15 protein-coding genes are annotated in these 18,069 nt (G+C 37.8%); all 15 read right to left on the reverse strand.

Annotated elements, in window-relative coordinates; translation table 11 throughout:
- Nucleotides 1-196: 196 nt before the first annotated feature.
- The 15 genes from ACIQ4I_RS14325 to cobS all read right to left on the reverse strand — a co-directional run bounded on the left by ACIQ4I_RS14325 (nucleotide 197) and on the right by cobS (nucleotide 18,057).
- Nucleotides 197-1,789: a CTP synthase gene (locus ACIQ4I_RS14325; RefSeq protein WP_403097052.1), complete on the reverse strand. Its 1,593-nt coding sequence runs from the start codon at nucleotides 1,787-1,789 to the stop codon at nucleotides 197-199.
- Nucleotides 1,790-1,956: 167 nt separating this feature from the next.
- Nucleotides 1,957-2,517, reverse strand: coding sequence for a DNA-directed RNA polymerase subunit delta (gene rpoE, locus ACIQ4I_RS14330; RefSeq protein WP_403097054.1), 561 nt, complete (start codon nucleotides 2,515-2,517; stop codon nucleotides 1,957-1,959).
- Nucleotides 2,518-3,271: 754 nt separating this feature from the next.
- Nucleotides 3,272-6,520, reverse strand: coding sequence for a fused isobutyryl-CoA mutase/GTPase IcmF (icmF, locus tag ACIQ4I_RS14335; RefSeq protein ID WP_403097056.1), 3,249 nt, complete (start codon nucleotides 6,518-6,520; stop codon nucleotides 3,272-3,274).
- A gap of 112 nt (nucleotides 6,521-6,632) precedes the next feature.
- On the reverse strand, nucleotides 6,633-7,184 hold the full coding sequence (locus ACIQ4I_RS14340) for a TetR/AcrR family transcriptional regulator (protein ID WP_403097059.1): 552 nt from the start codon (nucleotides 7,182-7,184) through the stop codon (nucleotides 6,633-6,635).
- Nucleotides 7,185-7,262: 78 nt separating this feature from the next.
- Complete coding sequence (locus ACIQ4I_RS14345; RefSeq protein WP_403097062.1) at nucleotides 7,263-8,399, reverse strand: acyl-CoA dehydrogenase; 1,137 nt, start codon at nucleotides 8,397-8,399, stop codon at nucleotides 7,263-7,265.
- Nucleotides 8,400-8,655: 256 nt separating this feature from the next.
- Nucleotides 8,656-9,786: an acyl-CoA dehydrogenase gene (locus ACIQ4I_RS14350; protein WP_403097065.1), complete on the reverse strand. Its 1,131-nt coding sequence runs from the start codon at nucleotides 9,784-9,786 to the stop codon at nucleotides 8,656-8,658.
- A gap of 91 nt (nucleotides 9,787-9,877) precedes the next feature.
- On the reverse strand, nucleotides 9,878-10,729 hold the full coding sequence (locus ACIQ4I_RS14355; protein WP_403097067.1) for a 3-hydroxybutyryl-CoA dehydrogenase: 852 nt from the start codon (nucleotides 10,727-10,729) through the stop codon (nucleotides 9,878-9,880).
- Entirely contained in the window at nucleotides 10,726-11,934 is a 1,209-nt protein-coding gene (locus tag ACIQ4I_RS14360) for an acetyl-CoA C-acetyltransferase (protein ID WP_403097069.1), read from the reverse strand. The genes ACIQ4I_RS14355 and ACIQ4I_RS14360 overlap by 4 nt, the downstream gene beginning before the upstream one ends.
- 202 nt (nucleotides 11,935-12,136) lie before the next feature.
- Entirely contained in the window at nucleotides 12,137-14,281 is a 2,145-nt protein-coding gene (locus ACIQ4I_RS14365) for a heterodisulfide reductase-related iron-sulfur binding cluster (protein WP_403097071.1), read from the reverse strand.
- Nucleotides 14,282-14,576: 295 nt separating this feature from the next.
- A complete protein-coding gene (locus tag ACIQ4I_RS14370) occupies nucleotides 14,577-15,257 on the reverse strand; it encodes a hypothetical protein (RefSeq protein WP_403097073.1) in 681 nt (226 codons plus the stop codon).
- Nucleotides 15,258-15,740 carry an ECF transporter S component gene (locus ACIQ4I_RS14375; RefSeq protein ID WP_403097075.1) on the reverse strand — a complete coding sequence of 161 codons (483 nt, stop codon included), beginning with the start codon at nucleotides 15,738-15,740 and terminating at the stop codon, nucleotides 15,258-15,260.
- 6 nt (nucleotides 15,741-15,746) lie between these two features.
- Entirely contained in the window at nucleotides 15,747-16,343 is a 597-nt protein-coding gene (locus tag ACIQ4I_RS14380) for a cob(I)yrinic acid a,c-diamide adenosyltransferase (protein WP_403097077.1), read from the reverse strand.
- 15 nt (nucleotides 16,344-16,358) lie between these two features.
- Nucleotides 16,359-16,757, reverse strand: coding sequence for a bifunctional adenosylcobinamide kinase/adenosylcobinamide-phosphate guanylyltransferase (locus ACIQ4I_RS14385; RefSeq protein WP_403097080.1), 399 nt, complete (start codon nucleotides 16,755-16,757; stop codon nucleotides 16,359-16,361).
- Entirely contained in the window at nucleotides 16,709-17,308 is a 600-nt protein-coding gene (locus ACIQ4I_RS14390; RefSeq protein ID WP_403097082.1) for a histidine phosphatase family protein, read from the reverse strand. The genes ACIQ4I_RS14385 and ACIQ4I_RS14390 overlap by 49 nt, the downstream gene beginning before the upstream one ends.
- Nucleotides 17,281-18,057, reverse strand: coding sequence for an adenosylcobinamide-GDP ribazoletransferase (gene cobS / locus ACIQ4I_RS14395; protein WP_403097084.1), 777 nt, complete (start codon nucleotides 18,055-18,057; stop codon nucleotides 17,281-17,283). The genes ACIQ4I_RS14390 and cobS overlap by 28 nt, the downstream gene beginning before the upstream one ends.
- Nucleotides 18,058-18,069: the final 12 nt, after the last annotated feature.

Below are 18,069 nucleotides of genomic sequence, written 5' to 3' on the forward strand. Positions count from 1 at the left end.
AATTCAGGTATACTCAGTTCATGATAAAAGTCATATTTAAAATACTCTCTTCCTTACTTGTTCTAGTCAATTTATGTAAATAAGCAATTTGCGAGTATCTCTTTTTAGGAGTGTATTTTGATTTTAAGACTGTAGATAGTGGCTGTTATATAGAAAAAACCAGGCTCCTTTAGGGCCTGGTTTTTTCATGCGTTTTTTATTTTACCGATGCGCCTATAAAGTCACGGAATAATGGTTGTGGACGATTTGGACGAGATGTGAATTCTGGGTGGAATTGAGATGCCACGAAGAATTTATTCTCTGGTAATTCGATAATTTCAACTAAGCGTCCATCTGGTGAAGTACCTGAGAAGACTAGTCCTTCTGCTTCCATTGCTTCACGGTATTCGTTATTAAATTCATAACGGTGGCGGTGACGTTCATATACTAACTCATCATCATAGATTTTTGCTGCAATAGAATTGTCTTTTAATTTACATGGATATAAACCAAGACGAAGTGTACCACCTAGATCTTCAACGTCTTTTTGTTCCGGAAGTAAGTCGATGATTGGGTATTTTGTATCTGGACTTAATTCTGTAGAATGTGCACCCTCAAGACCAAGTACGTTACGTGCAAATTCAATAGTTGCAAGTTGCATACCTAGGCAAATACCTAAGAATGGTACGTTGTTTTCGCGAGCATATTGAGTAGCAAGGATTTTACCCTCAACGCCACGGTCACCGAAACCACCTGGTACTAGGATACCATCGGCATCTCCAAGTAATTCTTTTACATTTTCAGAAGTAACGTGTTCAGCGTTGATTGCATTTACTTCAATATCAGTGTCAAATACATAACCAGCATGTTTAAGTGCTTCAACAACAGAAATATAAGCATCTTGTAATTCTACATATTTACCAACAAGCGCAATTTTTGTTGATTTCTTAAGATTTTTCACTTTATCTACAAGAGCTTTCCAATCTTCCATATCAGCTTCTGGAGCTTGAATTCCGAAGTGGTCAAGTACAATATCATCTAAGTCTTGAGCTTGTAGAGCTAAAGGAATTTCATATAAATGATCTGCGTCTACGCATTCAATTACTTCATGTGGTTTAACGTCGCAGAATAACGCTAATTTTTCTTTCATTTCTTGAGGTACTGGGCGATCTGTACGTACAACAAGAATGTTTGGTTGGATACCTAAAGAGCGTAATTCTTTTACAGAGTGTTGAGTTGGTTTTGTTTTTAACTCACCTGCTGCTGCAATATAAGGAATTAATGTACAGTGTAAATAAAGTACATTTTCATTTCCTAAATCACGTTTCATTTGGCGAATTGCTTCAAGGAATGGTAATGATTCAATGTCACCTACTGTACCACCAACTTCAGTGATCACGATATCTGCATTAGTTTCACGACCAGCGCGTTGAATACGATCTTTAATTTCGTTTGTGATGTGTGGAATTACTTGCACTGTTCCCCCATTGTAGTCACCACGACGTTCTTTTTTCAATACAGTCGAGTACACTTTACCTGAAGTAACTGTTGAATGTTTGCCTAGGTTGATATCGATAAAACGTTCATAGTGTCCAAGGTCTAAGTCTGTTTCTGCACCATCATCCGTTACGAATACTTCGCCATGTTGATATGGGCTCATTGTTCCTGGGTCAATGTTGATATATGGATCGAATTTTTGGATTGTTACTTCTAATCCACGATTCTTTAATAAACGTCCTAGTGATGCTGCTGTAATACCTTTGCCGAGTGATGAAACTACGCCGCCAGTTACAAAAATATATTTGGTCAATGCAAATTCCTCCTTGATGGTAGTGTTTCTAAAACACTTATAAAAAATACAAAAAACGCTCCTCCCGCAAATAAATTGCAGGGGGAGCGTATTACTTATACGGCCATTCTCCTTATTTAAGGAGCCCAAGTAAAAGGGTATATGATATTACCTAAGTTGTCAAGATGTTATTCTTTTTCTTTGTCTTCTAATTCTTCATCATCTAGTTCTTCATCATCGTCATCGATTTCAAATTCTTCATCTTCGATTTCGATTTCTTCATCTAAATCATCATCATCAATTTCATCGATATCAGCAGAATCGAAGTCTTCTTCGCCATCAATTTCTTCGTCATCATCGACAAATTCATCGAAGTCTTCTTCAAATTCGATTTCATCATCTTCTTCAAGATCTTCATCAACAAGTGCAGCTTTTGCTTTCTTCTTACGTACTTTAACAGTTGGTGCAGTTTCTTCTTCAACTTGATCGATCGCATACCATTCGCGGATTCCCCAGCGATTTTCTCCTAATACGATAAAACGACCATCAATATTGATGTCTGTATAGAATTGGATAGCTGCAGCTTTCATTTCTTCATCTGTACGAGCACCTAGGTCTTGAATAGCTTGCATAATTTCAGCAAATGCCAATGGTTGGTGTTTTTCTTCTAAGATAGCGTATGCTAAGTTGATTAATGATTCCTCTATTAACTGTTCTTGATTTAACTCACGAAGGTTCAATTCGTGCACGTCCTTTCTTCTTCATAAACATAATATCCATTATAAACAATTATACTTAATTTTCGCTACAATCAATTCTTCTTTTTTTCGATTTGCAAACGATAAAACCCGTATACAAACAAATATATTGCAAGAAGAAGGAATGAAATCGCTCCTAATTGTTTATCATATATATAATAAGTCAGTACTAAGCACAATATAATAATCATGAAGTGGATCACGATTTTCACTGTACCTTCACTCCTTCAAAATAGTCTAATCAGTATTACTTTAAAAGCGAAAAAGAAGGTCTAATCTATTGACTAGACACTTCATAATTATATCAATTAAATTGAAAACTCATATTTTCTTATTTACTCTGTTGAATAAGCATACTCCTCAATTGCTTATTCGTAAAGTGGGAGCACATGAAAACTAAATAATGACTATTGAAGGAATGGATTTTTTAGCTTTTTGATATTGAAGGTTGATTCTTTTATACATATTATATCTTAGTATGGACTAATTTTACTTAATCTACTCAAGGATTTGGTATTGATTGTTGCTATTTATTGTTTCATTGATACTACTTGACTCCTGTCTTGTACTACTAAGGAGATGTTATATTTTATTGGCACTACTTGGAAGTTGGTTAGCTCCACTCACTTTTTTGGTTCACTTAACCGATGATTGGCACCACTCATGGAATCATCTGCAAGCCTCGCTTAGTTGAAAACTTGATGCCTTCAACTAAGCAAGGAAGTTCTTGTTGTAGCTAAACTCGTTACATATTCCTTCTATATTGTCCGCCAACTTCGTACAGTGCATTAGTGATTTGGCCGAGACTTGCTACTTTTACAGTTTGCATGAGTTCTTCAAAGATATTGCCACCTTGTTTGGCCGTTTCTCTTAGGCTTTGTAGTGCGATTGCTGCTTCTCCCCCGTGTTGTTGTTGGAAGTTACGCAAATTTTGAATTTGTGCATCTTTCTCTTCTTTTGATGCCCGTGCGATCTCCATACTGTTGATTGCCTCTTCTGATGGTGGATTTGGATTCAAGTAAGTATTCACCCCAATAATCGGTAGTTCACCTGAATGCTTCAATGATTCATAATACATGGACTCTTCTTGGATTTTACCTCGTTGATACTGAGTTTCCATTGCCCCTAATACGCCACCTCTGTCATTCATTCGATCAAACTCAGCAAGTACCGCTTTTTCCACAAGTTCTGTTAATTCTTCAATGATAAATGAGCCTTGTAATGGGTTTTCATTTTTGGTTAAACCATGTTCTTTCGTAATAATCATTTGAATGGCCATTGCGCGACGAACAGATTCTTCAGTTGGTGTTGTAATTGCTTCATCATAAGCGTTTGTATGCAACGAGTTACAGTTATCATGTAATGCCATCAATGCTTGCAATGTTGTGCGGATATCATTGAAGTCGATTTCTTGTGCGTGTAAACTTCTTCCTGATGTTTGGATATGATATTTTAATTTTTGGCTACGGTCATTTGCTCCATATAAATCACGCATTGCCACTGCCCAAATACGGCGTGCCACTCTACCAATTACGCTATATTCCGGATCAAGTCCATTTGAGAAGAAAAATGAAAGATTTGGTGCAAAGTCATCGATATTCATACCACGACTCAAATAATATTCAACATACGTAAAGCCATTTGCTAATGTGAAAGCGAGTTGTGAAATCGGGTTAGCTCCTGCTTCTGCAATATGATAGCCAGAGATTGAAACAGAATAATAATTGCGAACTTTTTCATCTATAAAATATTGCTGGATATCTCCCATCATACGAAGTGCAAATTCAGTTGAGAAGATACATGTATTTTGTCCTTGGTCCTCTTTTAAAATATCTGCTTGCACTGTACCACGGACTACGTTTAATGTTTGCGATCTTGTTTCAGTAAATTCTTCTATTGTTAAATTACGACCAAGCTCTTGTTCACGTAACTGCACTTGTTGATCAATTGCCGTATTCATAAACATAGCTAAAATAATTGGAGCAGGTCCATTGATTGTCATCGAAACAGATGTGGATGCTGCACATAAATCAAATCCTGCATAGAGTTTCTTCATATCTTCTAGTGTGCAAATACTAACACCAGATTCACCTACTTTACCGTAGATATCCGGTCGCTCATCGGGATCTTCTCCATATAATGTCACGGAGTCAAATGCCGTTGATAAACGTTTTGCATCGTCATCTTTTGATAAATAGTGGAAGCGACGATTTGTACGTTCCGGCGTACCTTCGCCAGCAAATTGACGTTTTGGATCTTCACCTTGTCGTTTGAACGGGAACACACCTGCCGTATAAGGGAATGAGCCCGGCACATTTTCTGCATAAACCCAACGAAGAATTTCTCCGTAATCCACAAATTTCGGTAATACAACCTTTGGAATCTTCAATCCAGATAAGCTTGTAGTTGTTAATAATGTACGAATTTCTTTATCTCGTACTTTTGTTATGAGTTCGTCGCCACTGTAACTTTCTTTTAGCGTCTGCCAATTCTCTAAAATCTGTTTTGATTGTTTTGTTAGTTGATCTTTTACGCCATCAATTAGTTGCTGTAATGATTGTACAAGTGCATCTTCTGGTGATTTCTCTTGTACCAACTTAAGTGAACCTTCTAATTGGAATAGTTTTCTTGCTAGTTCCACTTGTTGATCAGATTTTTTATGATATCCACGAACTGTTTCTGAAATTTCTCGTAAATAGTAGCGACGTTCATTTGGTATAATGACATTTTGCTTTTGTGTTTTAACAAATTGCTCGTAGGATGTTTGCCAATCATAGTCACATTTTTCGTTAATTGTTTTAATTAATGCTGCGAATAAGGAGTTCGTTCCTTTGTCATTGAATTGGCTCGCGATTGTTCCAAAAACAGGCATAGTATCAAGGTCCTGATGCCATAATTCATGGCTTCGTTGATACTGTTTCTGCACTTGACGCAGTGCATCTTCTGAACCTTTTCTTTCGAATTTATTGATCACGATTAGATCCGCAAAATCGATCATATCGATTTTCTCTAGTTGGGTAGGTGCTCCAAACTCGCTCGTCATAACATACATTGATAGATCAGAAACACTTGTAATTGCAGCATCCCCTTGCCCAATACCACTCGTTTCAACCACAATTAAATCAAATCCTGCAACTTTAACAATTTCTAAAACATCACCAAGTGCCCCCGATAATTCTGTATGTGAATTACGTGTTGCTAAACTTCTCATATACACACGATTATTGAAGATTGCATTCATACGAATTCGGTCGCCGAGTAAGGCCCCGCCTGTTTTCTGTTTTGTAGGATCAATAGAGATAATTGCGATTTTCTTTTCCGGAAATTCGTGTAGGAATCGGCGAATTAATTCATCCGTTAACGAACTTTTCCCTGCTCCCCCTGTACCTGTAATTCCCAATACAGGCGTCTTTTTAGATAATTCTCTTGCAGTTTTTAACAGCCCATCAATCTCAACTTGTTTTCCTTCTTCAACTGCTGTTATAAGCTGTGCAAGTAGTTCAGGTTTTTCGGTATTCAGCTGTTGTAATTTATCAATCAAGTCATCTTTTACCGTTGAGAAATCACTTTTTTCAATCATTTTATTGATCATACCTTGTAATCCCAGTGTTAAGCCATCTTCTGGAGAGAATAGATTTTTTACACCATAATCTTGTAATTCTTTAATTTCCTTCGGCAAAATAACACCGCCACCACCGCCGAAAATACCGATATGTGGTGCCCCTTTTTTCTTTAGAAGATCGTGCATATATTTAAAGTATTCAATATGACCACCTTGATAGGAAGAAATAGCAATACCTTGTGCATCTTCTTGAATAGCAGCGTTTACAACTTCCTCTACAGCACGATTGTGACCTAGATGGATTACCTCAACACCGCTTGCTTGTAAAATACGACGCATTATATTAATCGATGCATCATGACCATCAAAAAGGCTGGATGCAGTAACAAAACGGACATGTTGCTGTGGTCTATAAATTTCTAGCTTTGTCATATTAAATTCCCCCTTATTTCAAATGAACAATTTCTCCACAGATAGAAAATGCAAGTAAAGAAAACAACAAGCATCCCCTGTTTGTGTTTTTCTCCCTCGCATCCCTAACCCTCTATACTTGAATACCGTTTACTAGTATTTTTGTCTGCATTTTAATATAGTCTTCTATTTTAAAATCCTTGCGCCATGCCCATCGACGGAAGGACCATGCCTGACCTTGAAGTACGATTTGGTGTGCAAGAAGTTTAATTTCTTTTTTAGGCATCTCTAGCTCTCCTGATTTCACACAACCTGCTAATAGATTTTCAAAAAGTCCAACCATCTCAATTTCTTTAGATAATACATATTCAAGAGCATCTTTTGGTAATGATTTCGATTCTTGATACATGACAAGCATTTCGTCTTGCATATCATCTACAAGTAAATAATATTGATTAATAGCCGATATTAAACCTTCCACAGTAGCCTCATGTTGTTGGATAGGTTCTAATCTTTTTCGAACTTCTAGATAAATGTTATTACAAACGAGATAGAGTATATCTTCTTTCGTGCGAATGTATTCATAGAGTGTACCTATACTGAAGCCTGCTTCTTTTGCGATTTCCCTTGTCGTCGTTCGATGAAAGCCTTTTTCCTTAAAGAGACGAACTGCAGCTTGAATCATTTCCGTTCTTCTCTTTTCTATTAGGCTTTCATCTTTGATAGATGTTTGAATCTGTCTTTTACTTTCTTTTGCCATATATTATTTTAAAAGCATACGAGAGATCACGAGACGTTGAATTTCTTGCGTACCCTCGTAAATTTGAGTAATTTTCGCATCACGCATGAAGCGTTCTACTGGATATTCTTTCGTATAACCGTAACCACCAAAGACTTGAACTGCTTCAGTTGTCACTTTCATTGCTGTATCACCAGCCATTAATTTCGCCATTGCTGATTGCTTACCGTATGGTAGATTATTTGATTCTAACCATGCAGCTTGGTAAGTTAATAATCTTGAAGCTTCTGTAGCAGTTGCCATATCAGCTAATTTAAATGACACCCCTTGGTTTGCAGAAATAGGTTTGCCAAATTGTACGCGTTCTTTTGAGTAAGCGACTGCAGCGTCTAATGCACCTTGTGCGATTCCAACTGCTTGAGCAGCAATACCGTTGCGACCTCCATCTAATGTTTTCATCGCAATCTTGAAACCGTCCCCTTCTGCACCAAGTAAATTTTCCTTTGGTACACGGCAGTTATCAAAAATGATTTCTGTAGTAGGTGATGAACGAATACCCATTTTCTTTTCTTTTTTCCCTACTGAGAAACCCTCAAAATCTGCTTCTACGATAAATGCTGAAGTACCATTTCTATCTTCAGGATCTGTTACCGCAAAAACGACGTAAATATCTGCAATCCCACCGTTTGTGATAAAGATTTTAGAACCATTTAAAACGTAATGATCCCCATCTAGTTTTGCTGTTGTTTTCATACCGCCAGCATCTGAACCTGAGCCTGGTTCTGTTAAACCATAAGCACCGATTTTCTTCCCTTCAGCCATTGGACGTAAATATTTTTGTTTTTGCTCTTCCGTACCAAATTTGTAAACTGGCCATCCCGCAAGTGAAGTATGTGCTGAAAGTGTTACACCGGTAGATGCACATACGCGAGATAATTCTTCAACTGCAATAACGTAGGCTAAATAATCTGAGCCGATACCGCCGTACTCTTCTGGCCAAGGAATCCCTGTTAAGCCTAGCTCAGCCATTTGGTCGAAAATAGCACGATCAAATGTTTCATTTTCATCACGTTCTGCAGCAGTAGGTGCTACTTCGTTTTCCGCAAAATCTCTTACCATTTTTCGAATCATTTCATGTTCTTCAGATAGTGTAAAATTCATCCCGTATTTCCCCTTTGTATTTTAAATTTATATATACTGTCACTTTTTTCTTATGCATGTTATTGCCCAATTTTTTATCCAAAGCGCCAGTACGCTGAGCGCACAAACTGCAGTCAACTCTGTTGTCTCACAAGGCTCGGTACTCTTGACGCTTCACTTTCATCCCATAGCAAAACTTTCTCGCCCTTTATGTAAGACATTTTGGAACAATCAATATTCTTTTCAAATATCAACAAGCAAATGTATTAGTGCATTCTTATAAACATCTCGAAATGACCATTCTCTGAATCTCACTTGTTCCCTCGTAGATTTCTGTTACTTTCGCATCGCGGAAGTAGCGTTCTACTGGATAATCCTCGGTATACCCATAGCCTCCAAAAATTTGGATGGCTTCCGTAGTTACATCAACAGCTGTTTTGGAAGCAAAAAGTTTAGCCATTGATGCTTCCTTTCGGCAAGGTTTCCCCATTGCCCGTAAGTTTGCTGCATTGTAGACAAGCAATTTAGCTGCTTCAATTGCTGTTGCCATATCTGCTAGCTTAAATGAAACTCCTTGATTTGCTGCAATTGGTTTGCCAAATTGTTTACGTTCAGCTGCATATCTTGTCGCTTCTTCTAAAGCTGCTTCTGCAATCCCCAAGCTTTGCGCAGCAATACCGATGCGTCCGACATCTAAATTTGCCATTGCAATTTTAAAGCCGTCCCCTTCTGCACCGAGTAAATTGTGAGCTGGGACCTTCATTTGATCGAATGTAAGCTGTACCGTTCTCGAGCCATGTAGTCCCATTTTCTTTTCATCTTTGCCAACGATTAAACCTGGAGTATCCTTTTCAACGATAAATGCTGAGATTCCTCTTACACCTTTTGACGGATTAGTAGAGGCAAAGACAATATACACATCCGCCTCTCCACCATTGGTAATAAAAACTTTAGAACCATTCAGTTCGTAATCATCTCCAGCTTTTACTGCTCTCGTTTTCAAAGACCCCGCGTCAGATCCTGACGATGGTTCTGTTAAGCAAAATGCACCTAAGTATTCTCCAGAGGCAAGTTTTGGAACGTAACGCTTTTTTTGTTCTTCATTGCCAAAATAGAGTATAGGATTTGTTCCGACCGATGTATGCACAGACAAAATCACCCCGATGACTGCACTTACCTTTGATAATTCGTTAATGGCAATAATATAGGATGTGAAATCCATTTCTGAACCGCCATATTTTGCTGGTGCTGTTATACCCATAAGTCCTAGCTCTCCCATTTTGGCTAGAATATCACGTGGAAAACCCCCATTTTCCATATAACTGACTTGCGGTGCAATAACATCCTTCGCAAAATCCCGAACCATATTGCGCATCATCAATTGTTCTTCCGTGAACTGTAAATTCATGATGAATCTCCCCTTTATCCCGCTTTAACGGGCATTAAGATCCCACTTCTTTGAATGAAGGTTCACTTTATTGCTATTTCAACTTCCGATTTTATTCGTAAGTATAGAAACCACGCCCAGTTTTCTTCCCTAGCCATCCAGCCTTGACGTATTTTCGTAATAACGGGCAAGGTCGATATTTACTATCACCAAATCCTTCATACAATGTTTCCATAATATAAAGACATGTATCAAGGCCGATGAAATCCGCTAAAGTTAATGGCCCCATTGGATGGTTCATACCAAGTTTCATGACTTCATCAATTGCTTCTTTCGTTGCCACACCTTCATAAAGTGTATAAATTGCTTCGTTGATCATTGGCATTAACACACGATTTGCTACAAATCCAGGGAAATCATTTACTTCCACTGGTACCTTTTCGAGTTTTTCCGTTAGTTCTTCAATCATGTTGTACACTTCATCTGATGTAGCTAGACCTCGAATAATCTCTACAAGTTTCATAACTGGTACTGGATTCATAAAATGCATACCAATTACTTGTTCTGGACGTTTTGTCACTGCTGCAATTTCTGTTATTGGTAGTGACGAAGTGTTGGAAGCTAAAATTGCATGTTTTGGCGCAACTTCATCTAGCTGTTTAAAAATAGATTGCTTGATATCCATATTTTCAACAGCTGCTTCTATTACTAAATCAACATCGTTTGCATCATTAATAGATAAAGATTTTGTGAATCTTTGCAAAATTTCATCTTTTTCGTCTTCCGTCATACGACCTTTTACAACGTTTCTAGAAAGGTTTTGGGAAATTGTTTGAATACCTCTTGCAAAAGATTCTTCACTAATGTCATTAAGTTTGACTTCTAATCCTGCTTGAGCACAAACTTGGGCGATCCCCGAACCCATTTGTCCTGCACCTATTACCATTACTTTTTGAATTGTCATTTCTCCACTCCCTTTTGTGTTGGGACTTCAATCATGATGGCATCCCCTTGACCACCACCAGAACAAATAGCTGCAATTCCTAGTCCCCCACCACGACGTTTTAACTCATATGCAAGAGTTAAAATTATTCTTGCTCCTGATGCGCCTATTGGATGACCTAATGCTACAGCTCCCCCATTGACGTTGACTTTTCCAGCGTCAAGTTCAGCAATTTTACTACTTGCAAGTGCAACTGCTGCAAAGGCTTCATTGATTTCAAACAAATCAATATCCTCTAATTTCTTACCTGTCTTATCTAAAATTTTGTTGATTACGAGACCTGGTGTTTGTGGAAAATCTTTCGGTTCTACACCAACTTCAGCATGACCAACAATGTAAGCAAGCGGTGACAACTGATTTTCTTCCGCATATTCCTCACTTGTTACAACAACTGCACATGCACCATCATTCACCCCAGGAGCATTACCAGCTGTAATCGTACCATCCTTACTAAAAGCCGATTTCAATTTCGTAAGAATTTCTAGCGACGTGTCTTTACGCGGTGCTTCATCAGTATCAACTATAAGGTCATCACCTTTTCTTTGAGAAATTGACACTGCTACAATTTCTTCAGCGAATTTCCCCTCTTCAATTGCACGCGTTGCTCTTTGGTGACTTCGTAATGCCCATTCATCTTGCGTTTCTCTAGTCAGTTCGAATTTCTCTGCTGTCTCGTCTCCATATGTGCCCATATGTACGCGCTGTGGATGAAACGAACATGAAAGACCGTCATAAATCATACCATCAACTAGTGTTGCGTCTCCCATTCGCAAACCAAATCGACCCTTTGGTAAATAGTACGGTGCATTAGACATGGACTCCATCCCACCAGCCACAATTACTCTTTCCTCACCAAGTCTGATTAGTTGGTCTGCTAGAGTTACACTTCGCAAACCTGAAGCACAGACTTTGTTGATAGTTTCTGTTTTTACAGAGTATGGAATTCCTGCTTTTGAAGCTGCTTGACGCGAAGGAATTTGCCCTTGCCCTGCTTGTAAAACTGTTCCCATAATGACTTCATCTACTTGCGTCTCTCCTATATTGGATCGCTTTAACGCTTCTTTTATTGCTACACCACCTAAGTCACTGGCATTTAAAGGACTAAGTTTTCCGCCAAGTTTTCCGAAGGCTGTTCGTGCTCCATCAATAATTACCGCTTTTTGCAAGTTTGACACCCCTTTTAAATTGTCATTGGATACGCTTACACAGACTGAATAATTAAAACGAGTGCTCGAAATTCCAGATTGACTGAACGCTCGCTCAATAAAATTTTAGAAAAAAAGAGAGGGCACTTGCTCTCTCTTTTTCACTTGTAAATATTGTATAAAAATTTTGACTTTTATGCAATATGTTATTTTCTTCTGCTTATTACACTGTTTCTTCTAAAGGCTCTGTAGGAATTTGAACTTCACCACACACTGATTTTTCTAGTAACTCAGCAATATCGTATGTGTCTATTTGTTCTTCTACCTCTTTTGCCTTTGTGCCATCTGATAACATCGTTAAGCAATAAGGACAGCCGGAAGAAATAATTGTAGGATTTACTGCCAATGCTTGTTCTGTACGTGCTACATTAATTCGGTTACCCACATGTTCTTCCATCCACATTAGCCCACCACCTGCACCACAACACATAGCTGTTTCACGATTGCGTTCCATTTCCACTAGTTTGACACCAGGAATCGATTTTAAAATTTCACGTGGTGCATCATACACATCGTTGTAACGACCTAAGTAACAAGAATCATGGAACGTAATGGTTTCATTCACTTCATACTGTGGTTTTAGTCGACCTTGTTGAACAAGCTCAAACAACAACTCTGTATGGTGATACACTTCTCCACTCCATCCAAAGTCACTATATTCATTCTTGAAAATATTATATGCATGTGGATCGATCGTTACGATTTTCGTAATGCCTGCTTTTTCAAATTCTTTAATATTCGCTTCAGCAAGCTCTTGGAATAAAAACTCATTTCCTAAACGTCGTGGTGTATCACCAGAGTTCTTTTCTTTATTTCCTAAAATTGCAAATTTTACGCCTGCTTCGTTCATCAAGTGAGCAAATGCTAAGGCAATTTTTTGTGAACGGTTATCGAAAGAGCCCATAGAACCTACCCAGAATAGGTACTCGATTTCTTCACCTGCTTTTGAAGCTTCTTTTATTGTTGGAATATGCACGTCTGGACGAGCATCTCTCCAATTTTCTTTTTCTTTACGGTTGATCCCCCAAGGATTTCCTTGGCGTTCGATATTCGTCATTGCACGCTGAGCATCAGGATTTACACGTCCTTCTGTCATTGTTAAATAACGACGAAGATCAATGATTTTCTCAACATGCTCATTCATAACTGGACATTGATCCTCACAGTTACGACAAGTAGTACATGCCCAAATCTCTTCTTCAGTGATAACATCACCAATTAATGATGGACTGTAGACATCTTCAATCGTTACACCTTCTGCACCTGCAGCAATAGCAAGCTGATTCCCTTGTGTATTTTTGAAGAACATCTTTGGTACCCATGGTTGTTGATGTGTTTGTACAGCACCAGTAAATGTTAGATGGTCACGAAGTTTTGTCATTAAATCCATTGGTGAAAGCATTTTGCCTGTCCCACTTGCAGGACACATATTCGTACAACGTCCACACTCTACGCAAGCATAGAGATCAATCAGTTGAAGTTGTGTGAAATCTTCTATTTTCCCGACACCAAAAGAAGGTACTTCCTCTGATTCTTCATCTTCGTTTTCTAATGCTTCAAAATCAATCGGCGTTAATTTGCCAACAGGTGTTAAACGATTAAAGTAAACGTTTACAGGACCTGCGATTAAATGTGCGTGTTTAGATTGTGGAACATACACTAAGAATGTTAAAAGAATTAGCAGATGAATCCACCACATGATAAAGAACACAACTGTTGCAGCAACTGGTGGTAAGAATCCGAATACTGTGCCGATTAAAGAAGCAACAGGCTCTGACCATGTTGCTGCCTCTCCATGCCAAATCATTCCCATACCATTACCTACAAGCACAGAAACCATTAAACCACCGATAAAAATCAATACAAGCCCAGATTTTAATCCGCGTTTTAGTCGAACAAGCTTTTCAATATAACGACGGTAAAAAGCCCATACAACTGCAACCAAAATAACAAGTGACACTATTTCTTGGAAGAATGTAAAATACGGATAAACAGGTCCAAGTGGTAAATGTGATCCTGGGTTTAAGCCTTTCCAGATAAAATCAATAGCACCAAGTTGTACTAATATGAATCCATAGAAGAACATGACATGGATGGCACCACTCTTTTTATCCTTCAATAATTTCTTTTGTCCAAAAACATACACCCAAATGTTTTGTAATCTTGCTTTGACATCATTATCAAATTCAACCTTTTTCCCCATTTTGATGAATTGATAGCGTGTCTTTACCAAGTACGCGAATAGCCCTAATCCATATGCGACTACAGCTAAAAATAAAATCCAGTTAATGATTAATAATGGATTCATTTTCCTTCCCCCCTAAGTTGCTTCTTGTCTTACACTCTATCTACAAGATAGTAGATTTATGGAAAAATATTGTTAGAAATATTGTAAAATATGAATGAGCATTCAGTCAATCATATTTCAAAATACCTTGCAAATATTTCTCTAAAATTATTAAAATTTCTCCCTTAATTAATAATCTTGAAGTTAATTCAATATTCTATCATATACAGATACAAATATACTATGATATTTTTTATAATAAAATTATAAAAAAACATCAAAAAGTCTATTGTAAATAGATTTTTCGATGTTTTGATTATGCATGTATAACAATCGGGTGCAATAATTCTCCCAAAAGTTGTTGCGCTTGTTGTATTTTTTCCTCATAAATCCCAACTAAAACGACTGTTGATGGTCCTGCAGATTCATGGATATCCCATGCACATTCAAATGATTCTACACCAAACAGGTTTTGAACTTCTTTTGAAATCCCTTTAGATCCTACCGGCCAAATACGTCCGATTATATCTTGCTGGATTGCTTTATAAATACATTTCATATCAGCGATTTTTTCTGGTTCAGTCACTAATTTATCCCCAACTAATGGTTTGCCATATGTAAACCATTTTAAACATTGTACAGGCGGAATATCTTTGACAGATTCACCGATCATCGTAATAGCTATCCCTGATTGCAATGTTTCCATATTGGATTCTGTACTACCTGTAATTCTAGGTAACCCTATACCAATTTCGTGAAATAATCTACTGATACCAGTAATATAACGATTCCAAGCATCTTCGTCACTGAAATTGTGCAAAATGATTGCTTCAGGTACAGCGCCCTCTGCCCATTGTTCGAGCAATGTCACACGAGCAGAAAAATAACTTGTAACATCATCTTGAACGTGTACAACATCTAACTTCTTCTGTCCAATAGCTCCAGAATTGTCGGTAGTTACGATAAAGCCATTCGACAATTGTAACGCATTTCTCATCTATGAATGAGCCTCTTTTCTTGCAAAAGCTTTTGATAATACAGGCATACAAAATCCTGCAATTACAACATTAATGATTGTTGTTATCAAAATCCCCGGTGTTACGCTATAGAACATTTCTGGTGAGATTAACCAATAAAATGGTAGCGGTGACAAAATACCATTGGCAATGATAGCATATACCCACTTTAAAATTGAATGATTCTTCTGATGTAATTTTGTAAAACCCCAAACTACAATATACATTTCAAAAGCAATTAAAATATGGAATGGTCCATATGGAAAACCACCTATCTCAGCTGAAACAATATGACCAATTGCTGCTGCAATTCCTGCTACAGGCGCTGGTAAGAAAACTGCTCCTAAAAATGCAGGAGCAGAATCAAGAGCAGCGGACGTAACCCCTACAGGAACCTTAATCATTGCACCTACTGCACATAATGCAGATATCATTGCTGTAAACGTAATAATTCTTAATTTCATCAATATTTAGTCCTTTGTTTTGTCTTTTCGTCCGCCATTTCTAAACACCTTTGCACCTCGGATATATTCAATATCCGCAACATTTAAGCGTGAATTTGCCACACGTGCAGCCGCAAATAAATAGTCAGATAAACGATTTAAATAACGTTGCACTACTGTAGGGACATCTCCCTCTTTTGCATTTTTTAATAATGTCACAGTTTGACGTTCAGCACGTCTCGCAATCGTACGAGCAATATGCAAAGTTGCTGCTGCAGGTGATCCACCAGGTAAGATAAACTTCTCAAGTAAAGGCGGTTCATCCATTAAAATATCAATTCGCTTTTCCATCTCTTCAATTGGTTCGTCTGTCATTTTGTAATGACGTTCTTTCATCACATTTGCCAAATCGCCACCACAATCAAATAATTCATTTTGGATATTTTCTAGGTCTTGCAATATATCTTGGAATTTCCCCTGATCTAGCTCTGTCATTGCCTTACCGATGAATGAATTCAATTCATCTATCGTACCATATGCCTCAACTCGTAAATCGTCTTTATCTACTCTTCCACCGATAATACTTGTTTTCCCTTTGTCACCTGTACGTGTGTATAAATTCATCTTTCATCCTTCTTTCTATTTTATTTTTTCAGCTAAGCCGTACCAAATTCTTGTTACATGTTCACTTACTGCAAATAATTGCTGATATAATCGTCCACAAGTATCTCTAAGTTGCCGGTCATGTTGGTCAATTGGTACGATGCCTCTCCCCATCTCAGTTGCAATAATGATGACTCGATGCTTCTTATCAAATGATTGTAGCTGTTCCGTAATCTGGGTAGCTAACTTTCTTTCATCTTGCTCAAGTAGTGGTTTGACTACACGTTCAAGCCCTGAAACAACAATTGTTTCGCTTGTGGGATTTTGCGGTAATTGCCCTATATACCATTCGACATCAAATAGATCTTGCTCTTTTAACCAATTTATCACATATTCATGTTTGCCGTTATAGGCCCCACCGATAAAGATGTGCATCGTTTTCCCTCCTCAAAAGCTTCTCTAGTAGTCCACTGAAGCGTAAACATATCGTCATGTGAAACATGCCAATCCCAAAATCCACTCGATTCTGGAGCAAGGTGAACAAGCAATATTCGAATTGTTCCACCATGTAAAATGAGAGGATATCTAGTCAAGCCTTTTGGTAATCGAGCAATAGCTCCCATACAACGCTTCGTAACTTCTTCTAATGTTTCACCGGACGGTGGTGCTAAACGATGTGGATCATCAATCCAGTTTCGATATTGCTGAATCTCTTTTAACTCTTCATAAGTTTTGCCTTCGAATTCACCAAAATTACTTTCTCTAAATCCTACATCCCCAAAATATGAAGCTATCGGAAAATAGTATGCTGCGGTTTGTTTACAACGTTTTAAATCGCTACCAAAAACCGTTTCACATCTGCTATCTAATACAGGCAGGTTTTGATTCGTCAATATATCTTCATCTACCCACCCTAAATACCGTCTTTCATTATTACTCTTCGTTCTTGCGTGGCGTATTAAGTAAACAGTAACAGCGTAATCCATAATACTGCCTCCATTCCTTCAATAAACGCACCAAGTAAATCGCCAGAGCTACCACGGAAATTACGAATAGTCCACAATTTGTAGAACATTGCAGCTACCACTACTACTCCAAGTAATACTATTGCTACAAGCCCTTCACCACTTATCCAAATAATCAGTGTTGTACCAATAACAGTAGAAATAATTGTGCTTATTAGCCATGATGACGTATGTAAATGTTGCTTAAAAAAATAACCTAATCCTTTTTCCTTAGAACTTTTTGTCTGGATGAAATAAATGGACATCCCTAATCGGGATAAAAATGGTACCACTATTAACCAGATCCAATTGAACTGTTGTTGTCCTACTAATTCTGATAAGAAAAAAATTTTCGTTAATACCAGAAATAGTAACGACATCGCACCAAAAGCTCCAATACGTGGATCGTCTAATATTTCGATACGATTTTCTATATCACGATATGAAAAATAAGCGTCTCCCATATCTACAAAACCATCTAAATGTAACCCGCCAGTCCAAATTATATAACCGAATATAAGGATAAACCCTGTTAACATTGGACTTATTTCGGTATATGTTTGGATTATATAAAATATTGCCGCCATAACAGCCCCCATTAGGGCACCTAACCACGGTAAAAAGGAGAACATTGCAGTAACTGTTTTCTTCGTTAATGGTAATTCTTTATGAATCGGAACAACTGTGAAAAATTGAAATGCCAATAATATTCCTTTCACCACAGTACTCATAGTCTCACCTCC

The sequence above is a fragment of the Rummeliibacillus sp. NPDC094406 genome (assembly GCF_044763875.1).
Taxonomy (GTDB): Bacteria; Bacillota; Bacilli; order Bacillales_A; family Planococcaceae; genus Rummeliibacillus.